9 protein-coding genes are annotated in these 14,014 nt (G+C 70.3%); 6 read left to right on the top strand and 3 right to left on the bottom strand.

What is annotated here, in order from left to right; translation table 11 throughout:
• The first annotated feature begins 28 nt into the window (after positions 1-28).
• The gene (locus EER30_RS11910) at positions 29-2,140 is read left to right on the top strand and encodes an MMPL family transporter (protein WP_127500452.1); all 2,112 of its coding nucleotides are present in this window, start codon (positions 29-31) and stop codon (positions 2,138-2,140) included.
• Here EER30_RS11910 and EER30_RS11905 read toward each other — a convergent pair.
• Positions 2,094-2,621, bottom strand: a complete 528-nt coding sequence (locus EER30_RS11905; RefSeq protein ID WP_127500451.1) for a hypothetical protein — start codon at positions 2,619-2,621, stop codon at positions 2,094-2,096. The two genes, EER30_RS11910 and EER30_RS11905, sit on opposite strands and share 47 nt — an antisense overlap.
• A gap of 67 nt (positions 2,622-2,688) precedes the next feature.
• Here EER30_RS11905 and EER30_RS11900 point away from each other — a divergent pair, with 67 nt between their 5' ends.
• On the top strand, positions 2,689-3,576 hold the full coding sequence (locus tag EER30_RS11900; protein ID WP_127500450.1) for a PPK2 family polyphosphate kinase: 888 nt from the start codon (positions 2,689-2,691) through the stop codon (positions 3,574-3,576).
• Between the two features lie 132 nt (positions 3,577-3,708).
• Here the strand turns inward: EER30_RS11900 and EER30_RS11895 are convergent, their stop codons facing one another.
• Both EER30_RS11895 and EER30_RS47000 read right to left on the bottom strand, forming a co-directional pair.
• The gene (locus EER30_RS11895) at positions 3,709-5,046 is read right to left on the bottom strand and encodes a DUF2786 domain-containing protein (RefSeq protein ID WP_127500449.1); all 1,338 of its coding nucleotides are present in this window, start codon (positions 5,044-5,046) and stop codon (positions 3,709-3,711) included.
• A gap of 137 nt (positions 5,047-5,183) precedes the next feature.
• Positions 5,184-5,903: a hypothetical protein gene (locus EER30_RS47000; RefSeq protein ID WP_164842293.1), complete on the bottom strand. Its 720-nt coding sequence runs from the start codon at positions 5,901-5,903 to the stop codon at positions 5,184-5,186.
• Between the two features lie 87 nt (positions 5,904-5,990).
• Between EER30_RS47000 and EER30_RS11890 the strand changes: the two genes are divergently transcribed.
• From EER30_RS11890 to EER30_RS11875, 4 genes are read left to right on the top strand one after another with little or no spacing between them, the layout of a single operon-like run.
• The gene (locus EER30_RS11890) at positions 5,991-7,490 is read left to right on the top strand and encodes a TIGR02677 family protein (RefSeq protein WP_164842292.1); all 1,500 of its coding nucleotides are present in this window, start codon (positions 5,991-5,993) and stop codon (positions 7,488-7,490) included.
• Positions 7,483-8,697 carry a TIGR02678 family protein gene (locus EER30_RS11885; protein WP_127500447.1) on the top strand — a complete coding sequence of 405 codons (1,215 nt, stop codon included), beginning with the start codon at positions 7,483-7,485 and terminating at the stop codon, positions 8,695-8,697. The genes EER30_RS11890 and EER30_RS11885 overlap by 8 nt, the downstream gene beginning before the upstream one ends.
• On the top strand, positions 8,697-12,746 hold the full coding sequence (locus EER30_RS11880; RefSeq protein ID WP_127500446.1) for a TIGR02680 family protein: 4,050 nt from the start codon (positions 8,697-8,699) through the stop codon (positions 12,744-12,746). The genes EER30_RS11885 and EER30_RS11880 overlap by 1 nt, the downstream gene beginning before the upstream one ends.
• Positions 12,743-13,963 carry a TIGR02679 family protein gene (locus tag EER30_RS11875; RefSeq protein ID WP_127500445.1) on the top strand — a complete coding sequence of 407 codons (1,221 nt, stop codon included), beginning with the start codon at positions 12,743-12,745 and terminating at the stop codon, positions 13,961-13,963. The genes EER30_RS11880 and EER30_RS11875 overlap by 4 nt, the downstream gene beginning before the upstream one ends.
• Positions 13,964-14,014: the final 51 nt, after the last annotated feature.

The following is a 14,014-nucleotide window of genomic DNA, read 5'->3' as shown; positions in this document are numbered from 1 at the left end:
CGTTCGACGGTGCTGGCATGGTCCGGTGATGTTGGCTGCCCTCGGTCGTTCGTGTGCCCGCCGGCGGTGGCCGGTGCTCGGTGTGTGGCTCGCACTGACCTTCGCCGGGCTTCTTTTCGGTGGTCAGGTCTTCGACCGCATGACCGTCACCGACAGCCTGCGGCCGGACGCCGAGTCACAGTTGGCCGACCGTCGGGTCTCCGCCTTGGACCCATCAGGCCCGGTGGTCATCGCCGTCGTCGGTGGACGCGACGTGTACGACCCCGCGCTGGTCGCGGACGTGACCGCGATCGCGGGTGAGATTCGCGCTCTCGATGGCGTTGCCGAGGTATCGGATCTGTACGGGGCGCCGGGCGGGCAGATCGGGTCGGACAACCGGAGTTCGCTCATCCGCGTCACGCTCGAGCAGGGCCTGCCGGACTCGCAGCGCGAACGGGTGGAAGACGCGGTCGCTGTCGCGTTGCACCGCATCGACGCCCCCTCAGTTCTGGTCGGCGGGGAGAAGCTCGCTTCGCGTGCTTTCGAAGATGCGGCTCTTTCGGGCGCTGCGCTCGGCGAGTCGGTCGCGCTCGCCGTCCTGCTCGTCCTGCTCGTGGTCATCCTCGGCGGGTTCGTGGCCGGGCTGGTTCCGCTCGCGGCCGCGGTGACGACCGTGTCGGTGACGCTGCTCGGGCTGGCGTTTCTGCCCGCGGTCAGCCCGTTCACGGTCAACGTGGTCACGCTGCTGGGCATTGGGCTGGCCGTTGATTACGCGCTGTTGATGATCGCGCGCTTCCGGGAGGAGCGTGCTGCTTCTTCTCTCCCTGTCACGGAACAGGTCGCTTTCACGGTGGCCTCCGCCGGCCGTACGGTGCTGATCTCCGGTCTTGCCGTTGCGTTCACGATGACCGGGCTTTCGGTGTTCGCTGAGCCGCTGCTCAGCTCGATGGCGCTGGGCGGTGTGATCGCGGCGCTGCTGGCCGTCTTGTCCGCGCTGACTTTGGTCCCCGCGTTGATCGCCGTGGCCCACCACCGCATTCCCGTTCCCCGAGCCGCTCGCCCCGGTCTGCTGGCGCGGCTGACCGCTTACGCGCAGGGCCGCCCGCGCCCGGTGGCGCTCACGGTCTCGGCCGGCCTGCTCACGTTGTCGCTGCCGTTCGTGTTCGGGGTCAACCTCTCGAACTCCGACGCCCGGGCGTTGCCCGCCTCGGCCGAGTCCCGCCAACTGCACGAGACCGTGCAGCGCTTGTTCAACGACGGCCCGGCAGATCCGATCGTCGTGGTGGTCGACGCCGACCCGGCCGACGCCGCCGTTCGCGACTACCTGAACTCGTTGAACAGCCTGGACGCCGTGGTACGGGTTTCGCCCCGCTTCGACCTCCCCACCGTCATCGACGTCACCGCCTCCGACTCCGCCTCCACCTCCTCTCCGGCCGACGTGGTGCGGGCTGTCCGCGCGCTGGACCCGCCCTTTCCGGTGCTCGTCGGCGGGCCTGCGGCGGAACTGGTCGACCAGAGCGACTCGGTGGCCTCCCGTTTCCCCATCGCCCTGCTGATCATCGTCCTGTCCACGACCGTGCTGCTCTTCGTGCTGACCGGCTCGCTGGTGATTCCGCTCAAGGCGCTGGTAATGAACGCCCTGACGCTGCTGGCGTCCTTGGGCCTACTGGTGGTCGTCTTCCAGTGGGGCGTCGGCGACACCCTGCTCGGCTTCGACTCGTGGGGCGGCATCGACATAACCACCCCGGTGCTGCTGTTCGTCTTCATCTTCGGGCTGTCGATGGATTACGAGGTCTTCCTGCTGGCCCGTATCAAGGAGGAGCGCTCCTTTTCTGCCTCCGGTGATCAGGCTGTCCGCGCCGGCATCGAGAAGTCCGGCCCGGTGGTCACCGCCGCCGCCCTGTGCATTGGGGTCGTGTTCTGCGGCTTCCTGCTCGGCGACCTGACCGCCCTCAAGGAGCTGGGTTTCGCGATGGCGGTGGCCCTGCTGCTGGACGTCACAGTCGTACGCGGTCTGCTCCTCCCAGCCGTGATGAGCGTGCTCGGCGACTGGAACTGGTGGGCGCCGCGCCCCTTGCGCCGGCTGCACGATCGTTGGTTCGACCGTCCCGTTGTCAGAACTCCTCGGCCGGCCAGCGCCACTCCCGCGGCGCTCCCATGAGGGTGGCGCGGACCCGCTCGTTCGAGTCAGCCTCGGCAAGCATCAACATCAGTTCGCGATCGGCGTCCGGCTCGCTGGAGATCCGGGCGAGCAACACGGCGGCCAGCGATCGGGTCTCCGGATCGAGGTCATCGAGCATGTTCCGGACCACGGTGTCGAACCCGTTCAGGGCGCGCTCGACCGCCTCCTCCTCGTCGATCCCGAACTTCCACTGACCGCGGTAGGTGCGAGTCTCCGCCCGCAGTTCGCGATAGACACGGTTGTGGTCCAACACGTAGATCAGGACCGCGAACGCGTCGGCCCGCCACGGGGTGCCGTCCTCGATCAGCCGGCGCACGGCAGCCACCACCCACGCGGCCGAACCGGGGGTCACCACCACCGCATCGTCAACCGCGACGCGGGCCACGTCATGGGCGGCCCAACGAGCAGCGTCACGGTCGGCTGCCCTTTCCAGCCGCTCGACCACTGATTCCGCCACCATCGCGACGGAATGCTACAAATGTTGGCCGCCGGGGTGCGCGCCGCCGCGGGTGGGGTAGAACAGAAACATGGCGGACCTCCGTGACCTGCTGAAAGTCGACCCCGGCACCCTGCGGCTGGCCGACATAGACCCCCGCGCGACCCCCGGCCTACCGTCGAAACGCACAGTCGGCAAAGACCCCAAACTGTGGTCGGCCGAAGCGGTTGCCGACATCTCGACCGAGCTGGGCTCGTACCAGGAAAAGCTCTTCGCCTCAGCCAAGGAGGGCGCAACCAATCGGAGGGTGGTGCTGCTCCTGCAGGCGATGGACTGCGGCGGCAAGGACGGCACGGTCCGCAACGTAACCGCAGGCATGAGCCCCGCCGGCCTGAAGGCGGTAGGTTTCGGCCCACCCACCAAGGAAGAGCTGAGCCACAACTTCCTCTGGCGCATCCGCCGAGCCCTGCCACCCTCAGGCTACGTAGGAATCTTCAACCGCTCCCAGTACGAAGATGTCCTGGTAGTCCGAGTACACAACCTGGTCCCCGACAAGGTCTGGTCCAAACGTTACGACGAGATCAACGCTTTCGAGGCCAAGGAGTCGTCCGACGGCTTGACGATCGTCAAGGTGATGCTCCACATCTCCCACGAGGAACAAAAGAAGCGCCTGCTGGCTCGCCTGGACGACCCCACGAAGACCTGGAAATACAACCCCGGCGACCTGGCCGAACGAGCCCGCTGGACCGACTACCAGCAGGCCTATGAAGACGCCCTGAACAAGTGCAGCACCGAAGCGACCCCCTGGTACGTAGTCCCAGCTGACCGCAAGTGGTACCGCAAGTGGTACCGCAAGTGGTACCGCAACTGGGCCGTAGCAAACCTGCTGCACCAGGCATTCGGCGACCTCAACCCGCAGTACCCTCCGCCGGACTTCGACGTCGCGGCCGAGCGAGCCGAACTCAGCAAGGCAGCTTGAACCGATGTCGTCTTGTCCAGGGCCAGTCACGCTCGCCGTTTGGTTTCGCGCCTATTCCGAAACGCAGGCCCTTCGTGCATCCACCGCGGGCTCCGGTCCCGCCAACGTCGGCGGCCAAGTGGTAACGAGTCCTTATGAAGCCAATTCCTCCCGCCCGTGGAGGAGAGCGCGGTCGGCGGCGGCTCGGCCTGAGGCCCAGCCGTCGTGGTTGTTTACGCTGGTCGAGACGTGGGTCATCTCGGGGAACTGCTCGGCCACGGCGTCATTGACGGCGTCGGTGCGGGCTGCCAGCACTGGCAGCAGGGCGGCGCCGCGTGTTGAGGCGGCGGTTTCCTGGGCGACCTGCTCTGAGGCCGTGGTGAGGCGCTCGCCGATTCGGTGGGCGTATGAGGTCAGGAAGGACTGGCGGAACGAGCGGGTGGTGTTGCGGCCAGCCCGGTCGGTCTTCGAGCCTGCCCCGGTCATGGCGCGAGTCGCCTGCACCAGCAGCGAGGTGAACAGCACCTCGGTGGCGTCCAGGTCGGCCGCGTAGCCGACCACCGCGACCAGCCCGAACCGCTTCATCCAGACCGCGCGGCAGCTGTTGGCCTCGGCCACCGCCTGCAGCAGCAGCGACTTCGGCATCTCGTACGGGTTGTCGACGGCGATTCGGCGGCTGCCCGGCCGGTCACGTTTGTCGGCCTTGGCCGCCAGCAGTGCGTGGTCGATGCGGTGGCGGGTCATCAGCTCCTGCGCCTTCGCCGTGTAGGCATCGGCTTCTTCCGGGAAGTCGGTCGCCTCGGCTTTGGCCAGCAGCGCCCGCACCCGGTCGAGCAGCCGCTGATCCAGCTCGCCGTTCGAGTCCCCCTCATCGGGCGCACCCGACATCGGGCCGATCATGTCGACCGGCGGCATGACCAGCAACAGATGAACCGTCTCGAGAATTGTCGCGACCGCTTCGGCCCGGTCGACGTTGTGGTGCGCCGCCCAGTCATTGACGAAACGGTCGTCGTGCGTCCACCAGGTTGTCGCGCCGGCGAGTTGGTTTCTCCAGGCCTGTCCGACGGTGGCGGCCGGGTGTTCACGCATCTGTCCGGCGCAGGCGTCCGTCATCAACCGGGCGTGCCGTGCGCCGCCTTCCCTGCGGGCGGCCCGGATGAGCTCGGCCGGCTGCCAGCCGCGCTGCCAGCACTGTTCGACCTCATCGAGCAGCGTGGCGAACAATTCCCGGTTGACGACCTGCATGCCGGCCGCTCCGCCGGGGCCGACGACCAGCAGGTCGCGGCAGCGCGCGAACTCGGCGGGCTGCTGACGGTCCGCGGCCATGACCGCCCGGTCGATCAGCTCGGCGACGATCTGCGCGGGCGAGGGACGGTCGGCTCGCAAGAACACAGGGCCGTCGAAGCCCGGCTCCGTCAGACCTCTACGCCGCTGGGACGCGTCCGCCGCCTTCCGCTTGGCCTTGTGCCGTTCCCGGCTGTTCCTGCCCACCGAGCTGACCTCTTCCTGGTTGAGGGAATCAGGCCGGAGTCAGGAGCTCCGACCGTGCGGTCGAGAGTCGCACAGCCCGAATGATGATCGTCTCGGGCCCGACTACGGAGTACGGCCCACTGTCGTAGTCCGGCCAGTCACGCCGGAGCCAGGAAGTGGTAGTTGCCGGCCCCGACCGTGCTGTCGAGGGTCGCGCGCACCGCGCGGTGATCGTCGTGGGGTCCGGCGAAGAAGAACGGCTGGCCGTCGCGCCCGAAGGTGATCGGGGTCGGCCCCTCCGGTGTGCCCAGATAGGGCCTGACCGTCTCGAAGTCATCGTCGCGCGGCTCGAACCCGAGACCCCGAGCGTACGCAACTCCGCCGTGCACCAGGTGCTGGACCAACTCCAACGGCGCCGGCACCTCAGGGGCGTCGAAAGCCTCGAAGAAGCTGCGCCGATAGTCGTCGACCGATCCCGCGGCCATCGTCTCCGGCCCAGTGCAGGCCTTGACTCCCAGGCAGTAGGTATCGACCAGGAACCCGCACACGGTCACCCGGCTCGCCCGCTCCCGGCGCACGATCAAAGCCTGCGCCAGCCCACCCGTGGTCACCTGCTCCTCGGTACGCAGCGGATCGGCGGCACCCCACTGGACGGCTTCCCCTTCGAGACCGAGGCCGACGCTCCAGCCGGGGCTGATCCAGCACCCCAGCAGAGCACGGTCGGCCGGATCGGCCTGTGCCTGCGACGCCTCGGAGACCTGCCGGATCAACGGCGCGACCTGGGCCGGCCGCAGCCCGAGGGCTCGAGCGATCTGCTTCGGCGCGCTGCCGCGTTCGCGCATCTGCCGGACCTGCTCCAGGATCTCCGCTTCCGTCATTCGGACATTGTTCCCCTTGCGACATGGTCGCCACAAAACGCAACCACCTGTTCGGGTCAGGCCTTCGCGGTCGCCTATTCTCGACGGGTGGGTGAGGAGGACGAGGATCTCGAACGTCTCGAGGCCTTCACCTACCTCACCGTGCCTGAGCGGGCCTCCTATCTCGCGATCATGCGGCTGTTCACGCGGTCCCTGATGACGGACCTCTCCGGCCAGCAGGTCGCGGAGGAACTGGACCTGAGCCTCGACACCGCGACGAGCCGTCTCAACAAGCTCGTCACCTGGGGAAACCTTCTCCCCAGCTCCCACACGGTCCGGGTCCGCAGCATCGAGGAATATCAGCGCACCCGCTCCCGCTATCAGCTCTCCCCTCTCGGCGAGCGGGTTCAGCGCCAAGCCGACGAACTGCTCGCCAGCACCGACGCCGCCCGTGAGATCAGCCGCGAGCTGCTCGGCCTCATCAGCCAGGGGCTGACCGACCTGGCCGACCGCCTGGATCAGCCCGGCGGTCTCGATGCCGGCACCGCCCGCGAGACGGTCGCCACCGTGTTCGCCCAGTTCTGGACGTTCCGCGACGAGGTCCGCGACTTCTACGCCTTCCTCGGCCAGGTCCTCGCCCGCTACGACCTGGACAGCGCCGAATACGCCGGCTTCAAAGACCTCCTCCTCGACTACATCGAATCGATCACCGAGGAGATCGTGCTGCTCGCACCCCGCATCGAACGCCACCTCGACCGGCTCGAGCCGCACCTCGAAGGCCTAGTGAAGATGCTGCGGGAGGGCGGTCTGGCCGGGGCCGCCGCTGACCTGGGTGTCGCCGTGCAGCACAGCCGCGGCCATGACCTGGCCGACTGGTCCGGCCTGCGCGCCTGGTTCAGTGAAAGCGACGGCGGCACCGACGGCCGCCGCAGCGAGGTGTCCCAGCTGCGCGACGCGACGATGCGCGCGCTGCAGTCGCTGCTGGCCAACGCCAAGCGGATGATCCGTGCCGGAGGTGGGGGCGCTTCCCGCCGCCGCGAGCTCCTACGGCTGGCCGCCTGGTTCGACGCGGCCGACGAGAACACCGCCACTGACCTGTTCACGTCAGCCTTCGGCCTCTATCCGGCGCGGCACCTCGGCCTGGCTGCCGACCCCGAGATCGTCGTCGCCGCGACCACGAGCTGGTGGCCGGCCCCGGCGGTCGAGGTTCCGGTCTCGCTGCGCGATCGGGGCGTCCGGGCCGCGCGCGGCCGGGTGTCCGGGATGGCTGACCGCAGCGCTCAGCGCGAGGCTTTGATCGAGCAGGCGGCGGACGAGCAGCGGCTGCGGTCGGCCGCCGCCGCCGAGCTGCTGTCGGCCGCCTCAGACCTGGGTGCCGTACGCCTGTCCGCGCCCGCGATCCACCTGCTGCTGGAGCTGATGGCGCAGGCCCTGGGCGCCGGTGATCCGGCCGCCGGCACCGCGGTCACGTCCAACCTCGACCTTTCCGTACGGTGTGAACTGGTCAGCAAGCCGCGATATGAGCTCACCCTGCGGTCTGCGACCGGTGACCTGACCACGCAGGACATCGCCATCCTCATCACCCGGCTGGATCCCGCCGATGGCTGACGACCACGACATCGCCCTCGAGACTGAGCGTCGCCGGGCGATCCGCGCGCTGCTGGCCAAGCCGCTGCTGCTGCCCGACAGCGACGAGTTCGCCCTGGTGCGCCGGCACGCCGAGTGGTTGCGGACGTGGTTCGGGACCTTCCTCGGCTATCGGCTCGTGGTCGAGGCCGGGTTCGCCCGGCTCTTCAAGACAGGACTCGGCCCGGGCCGGGGCCGGCCGCTGGAACGCCCGACCGGCCCGTTCACCCCACGGATGTACGCCTACCTCGCCCTCACGACGGCCGTGCTGCTCACCTGCCCCGAGCAGATCCTGTTGTCGCAGCTCGTCGCCGATGTCCGCGCGGCCGCCGTGGAGGCCGGCATCGAGCTGGGCGACGCGCAACGGCCGGCCGAGCGGCGGGCTCTCGGCGCCGCGCTGCGGCAGATGATCGCGTGGTCCGCGCTGCACGAGGAGCAGGGCAGCGTGGCCGGCTACGCCGACGACGACCAGGCCGAGGCGCTGCTCACGGTCAACCGTGACATCGTCGCGCACCTGATGGCCACCCCGCCCGGACGGGCCGCGACACCGGCGGAGTTCGTCGCCCTCGCCGCCGACCCCGGTCAGGGCGGTTCCCGGCACCGCGTACGGCGTCGCCTGTGCGAGGAACCGGTGCTCTACGTCGACGATCTGACCGCCGCCGACCGGGTCTGGCTGCGCCGCGAACAGCGCCGCGACGAACGCGTTTACCTCGACTATCTCGGTCTGCAGGCAGAGTTGCGTACGGAGGGTGTGGCCTTGCTCGATCCGGATGACAGCCTGACCGACGTGTTGTTCCCGGGCAACGGCACGGTGGCGCAGGCCGCGTTGTTGACGATCGGCGCGCTGGTCGAGGCGTTGCGCCCGGATCCTCGTACGCTCGTGGTCGGTGTGCCGATCCCGGACGACCTCCTCGACGGCATTCTGGTCGAGCTCACCGAACGTCACGCGCGCCGGTGGGCGGGCCAGTACGTCACCGATCCAGCCCTGCTTCGTGAGGCGGTGGAGACATTGCTGATCAGCATGGATCTGGTCGCGCGGGCGGCACCGACCGTCGCCGACAGTGAACCCGAGGATTCGGTGCTGGCCACCGAACGTGCGGTCGACGCCCGCGGCGTACGCGGAGCAGGGCATGGCCTCGTCCTGCTGGCCGCCACTGCCCGATACGCGCCGACGGAAGCGGTCCGCTGATGCACCCGCACCGATTCCGCCTCCACCGGGCCGGTATCTGCAACATCTGGCAGTACGACGAGCAGGTGTTCGACTTCGAGGACGGCCGGCTGCTGCTGCGCGGCAAGAACGGCGCCGGCAAGTCGAAGGCGCTCGAACTGATGCTGCCGTTCCTTCTCGACGGCGACACCAAGCGGCTGGACGCCACCGGCGCCGGGAAAACCACGTTCCGCTGGCTGATGAGCGAGGGGGCGACCGGCGTCAACCGGCAGGGCTTCCTCTGGCTCGAGCTGCGCCGCGTCGACCAGGACGGCGGCGAGCAGTTCTTGACGCTGGGCGCGGTCGTCCGGTGGTCCTCGTCGACCGCCGAGGCGCGTCTGCAGTACTTCGTCACCCCGGCCCGGGTCGGCGTCGACGTGCGGCTGATCGAGGGCCGCCGGCCGGTGCCGCTCGATCGGGTGCGAGAGATCCTGGGTGAGGGCGCGATGGTCACGAGCGCCCGCGAATACCGTGCCCGGGTCGGCCGGGAGGTCTTCGGCATCGCCGATCCGGGCCGCTACCGCAACCTGGTTCACCTGCTCTACCGGCTGCGGCGGCCGACCATCGGCGACCGGATCGAGGCGGGTCAGCTCACCACCGAGCTCGGCGAGGCGCTGCCACCGGTCGACGACGAGGTGCTCGATTCGGTCGCGCACAACCTCGACGATCTGGAGACCGTACGGGCTGATCTGGGCCGGCTCGAGGCCACTCACGGGGCGCTGTCCGAGCTGATGACGGCCTACCGCGCCTACCTTCGCGGCGAGCTGCGCCGTCGCGTCCACGCGGTTGATGAGGCCCTGACCCGGTTGCGGGCTCAGCGGCGTCAGGCGGGCCAGGCCGAGCGGCAGGTCGCCCAGGCGATCAACACCGAGGAGCAGGCCCAGACCGGAGTACGTCACTGGGAGCAGACTCAGCGGGAGGCGTCGGCCGAACTTCGCGCGCTTCGCGAGAGCGCCGGTTATCAGGCCGTTCAAGAGTTGGGGCAGCGCCGTCTGGCCGTGCAGGCGTTGGAGGCCGCAGCCCGGTCGGCCACCGCGGCGGCGTCCTCGGACCGGCAGACCGTGAACGCGCTGGTCGAGCGTCTGCAGGCCGAGACAGCGCGGCTCGGGTCCGCCGTCGCCGGGTTGCGCGAGGGCCACCATCAGGTGCGCGAGCTCGCGAACGGCTCCGGGCTCGACGTCGGCCACGTCGGCGCCGTGCCGGAGCTGCGCCACGAGAACGCTCCCGACGACTCGTCCCTGGAGATCGTCCACCATCGGCTGGCCGAGCAGGAGTTCGGCGAGTACCGCGCGAGGCTCACCGCCGCCGAGGACGCGGTCCGGGCCCGCCGATCAGCCGTCACCGATGTCGGGCAGCGACTCGACGAGGCCACCGCCACCGCCGCCGCGGCCGCCCGTGCCGAGGACGAACGTGACCTCCTCGACGGCCAGCAGGGCGAGGCGCAGGCTCGTCTCGATCAGGTGTCGGCCGACCTCGCCGCGGCAGGCGTCCGGTTCACGTCGGACGTGCGCGAGTGGATCGCCCGGCCGGTGCTGGCCGAGGCCGACCTCACGGCCGTACGGGATGCCCTGCTCGCCGACGAGCCGATGCCGGCCGACACTCCGGTGATCGTGCGACGGGCGGCCGAGGACGCCGCGGAGCCCCTGCGAACCGCGACCGAGGCCCAACGGGACGCCTTGCGCGAGGCCCGGCGTGCAGCCGAGCAGGACCTTGATTCCGTACGGTCGGAGCACCGTGACTGGAGTGCGATGACCGACCCGGAGCCGCCGCGATCGCGGTTCCGTGGCCGCGAGGTGCCCGCCGGCACTCCCCTGTTCCGGCTGATCGACTTCGCCGGCCACCTCGATCAGCGGAGCCGGGCCGGGCTGGAGGCCGCTCTGGAGTCCAGTGGCCTGATCGACGGCGTGTTCGCCGCGGACGGCCCGGTCCTGAACCCGCACAGCGGTGAGATCGTGCTGCGGCCGGAGGCACCCGTGCCAGGAGCGTCCCTGTTGGACGCCCTGGTCGTCGTCCCCGGCGCCGAAGCGGTCGCCACTCTGCTGAGCGGCATCGGCTGGGGTTCGGACAGCACCGCGCCGAGCTGGATCGCCGCCGACGGCCGGTGGCGTCTCGGCGTCGCCCACGGCGCGTGGAGCAAACCGCAGGCGGAGTACGTCGGCGCCACCAGCCGGGCGGCCCTGCGCCGGCGACGGCTGTCCGAACTGCAAGCCCGCATCGACGAGCTGGAGCAACAGATCGCCGGGCTCGACGACCAGCTCGGCGTCGTGGAGCAGCGGCGGCGCGAGCTTACCGAGGCCCTGCGCGCGCTGCCCGACGGGGCCGGCCTGCGGGAGAGCTGGACCCGCCACGACGAGGCCGCGAAAGCCGTGCAACGACTCGCGCGGCAGGTCGCCGAGGCCCGGCGCCGGACCCGCGAGCTGCGCGGTCACGCCGACCGGCAACAGGCCGCCGCCGAGTCGGCCGCGGCCGCCCACCTGCTGCCGACCGACCGGGCCGAGCTCGCCCTCGTCGGCCAGCGGCTGCGGCAGCTCGCCACCGACCTGCCCCGCGAGGCGCGCAACGCCGAACAGTTCGTCGCGCAACTGAGCCCGTACCGTGGTCTGTTGGACAAGCACGGTGAAGCTGTCGCCCAGGCGGCGCACTCCGCCGACCTCGCGGGGGTCGCCGCCGGCAATCACCTCGCCGCCGAGCAGGAACTCGCGGTGCTCGAACGCTCCCTCGGCGTCGAGCCGGCCGAGATCCTGCGTCAGGAGACCGCGGCGGAGGCCAGAGTACGAACCGCCGACGAACGGCTCCCGGCCGCCCGCCGTGAGTACGAGGACAGCCGCGACCGCCGGGTCCAGGCCGCTTCGGCGCGCGACCAGGATCGCCTCCGGCTGACCGAGTACGAACAGGACGCCCTCCAGGCCGGCACCGCCCTTCCGCGCGTGCTGACGCTGCCCGGGGTCGGCTCCGCGCTCGACCTGGCGGCCGACGTTATCGGTGAGGTGGCTACGGGTACGCCGCCCGAGCGGATCCGGCAGCTCGACAACCTCGCCGCCCGACTGCGGGACGCACTCGGACGGCCGCAGCAGGACCTCGGCGAGAACGGCCTGCACCAGCGCTACACCGACGTCCGCGGGCGGCTGCCGGGCGGCTTCGACCTGGTCTGGGAGGACCGCGACGGGGTCAAGGTCGTCGAGATCACCGACGACATCGGCCAGCACCCTGTCGCGGCGGCGACCGCGCGGCTCGGTGCGGAGCTGGCGCAGAAGCGCTCCGCCCTGGCCGAACGCGAACAACACGCCTTCGAACGGTTCCTGCTCGGCGAGCTGGGCGACGCCCTTTCCCGCCAGATCCGCTCGGCCGAGAGCCTGGTCGCCGCCATGAACACCACCCTCGCCGAGGTCCGCACGTCGCACGGGCTCGGGGCGCGGCTCGTGTGGGCGCTGCGTGACGACTCCGACGCCGACACCCGCGGTGCGGTCGCTCTGCTGCGGACCCCGCTCGAACTGCGTACGCGGGACAACAACGACCGGTTGCGCGAGGCGCTGGCCCGCCGCGTCGAGGACGCCCGCCGCTCGGACCCGTCCGCCGGCTACGCCGTTCACCTGCGAGCGGCGCTCGACTACCGGAGCTGGTTCTCGTTCACGGTCAAGGTCACCGACCAGGCCCGGCCGGACCGCGAGCGTACGCTCTCCGCCCGCACCGCGATGTCCCAAGGCGAACAACGGGTGGTGTCCTACCTGGTCCTGTTCGCCGCCGCGGCCGCCCACTTCACGTCGGTCGGCGAAAGCTACCCGCCCGCGCCCCGGCTGATCCTGCTGGACGACGCCTTCGCGAAGGTCGACGAGCCCACCCACGGACGACTGCTCGGCCTGCTCGTCGACCTCGACCTGGACGCCGTGCTCACCAGCGAACGTCTCTGGGGCTGCTTCCCTGAGGTGCCGTCGCTCGGCATTTACGAGTGCCTGCGCGACCCGGCCCAGCCCGGCGTCGCCACACTTCACTTCCGCTGGGACGGCCGCCGCCGCACGGTGCTAGCCACATGATCCCGAGCAGCGCCCTCTCCTATCTTCAATCCCCCGCGCTACGCGTGCTCTGGGCCGCCGCTCACCGCCGCCTGTCCGGCAACGGCCGCGTCGCCACCGGGCGGCTCACGCTGACCGGCCTCGACCTCGCCCAACGCGACGCCCTCGGCCAGCTCCTCGCCCGCGTCGTCGGCGACTCCCCCACCGTCGATCTGTCCCAGCTGGATCGGCGGCTGCGGGCGACCGCGGCGGGAACCGGCCTGCTCGGCGTGGTCGAAGCCGTCATCGGCCCGATCCCGGACCGGCGCGCCGACGCCGCAGCCGAGCGCGAACGCCGCGCTTTGCTCCAAGAAGAGGCCCAAGCCGCCGTACGCGACGCCGGCCTGGACGGATACGCCTGGATCTCCGCCTGGCTTCCGGCCCGTCTACCCACTGCCTACGTGCGGCAGGCCGCTACCGTGCTCAGCTTGACCGTGGGCCCCCACGCCCGCACCTGGTCCCGGGGCGAACTCGCCCAGGCCGTCACCGGCAGCGCCCACGGCCTGGACGACGACACGACCTTGAACCGCCTGGTGACGCGCGGCTTGGCGCTCGCCCTGACCGGCAGCGCGGACCTCCCCGGCGGCGCCGCTGAACGGCGGGCCCTGTGGGACGCAGCGGGCGTCGCCGGCGACACCGTGGCCACCACAGTTCTCACGTACGGGCTCCGCCCGCGCGACGTTCCCTGGCTGTGCGAACGGACCGACCGCGGCTGGGAGACTCATCTGACGCTACGAGAGGTCCGCCGGCTCGCGCCGATGAGCCTTTCGTCCGGGACCGTGTTCGTATGCGAGAACCCCCGCGTCCTCGAAGCCGCCGTGGACAACGAAATCGAAGCACCGATCGTCTGCACGATGGGCAACCCGACCACGGTGACCCTGGCCCTCCTCGACGCGATCACCGCCACCGAACAGGTTGAACTCGCCTACCACGGCGACTTCGACTGGCCCGGCGTCGGCATCGCCAACCGCGTCTTCGCCCGCTATCCCACCCGCCCTTGGCAGTTCAGCTCCTCCGACTACCGCTCGGCCGTCGAGCAGGCAGCATCGCGCGGCACGCCGCGCCAGAACCTGACGGGGCGTCCGACGGCTGCGTCGTGGGACCCGGCCTTGACCGAATCCATGTCCTCACTCGGAATCGCCATCCACGAGGAGGCCCTGATCGAAAGCCTCCTCAACGACCTGCGTCGACCTCGCTGAGGGGCCACCCGCCGCGATTCCTCAACCGATTCCATTGACGGCCGATTCGGA

It is taken from the genome of Actinoplanes solisilvae, from assembly GCF_003999975.1.
Lineage (GTDB): Bacteria > Actinomycetota > Actinomycetes > Mycobacteriales > Micromonosporaceae > Actinoplanes > Actinoplanes solisilvae.
Note: the sequence above shows the minus strand (reverse complement) of the source record. Positions and strands in the feature narration are given on the sequence as shown.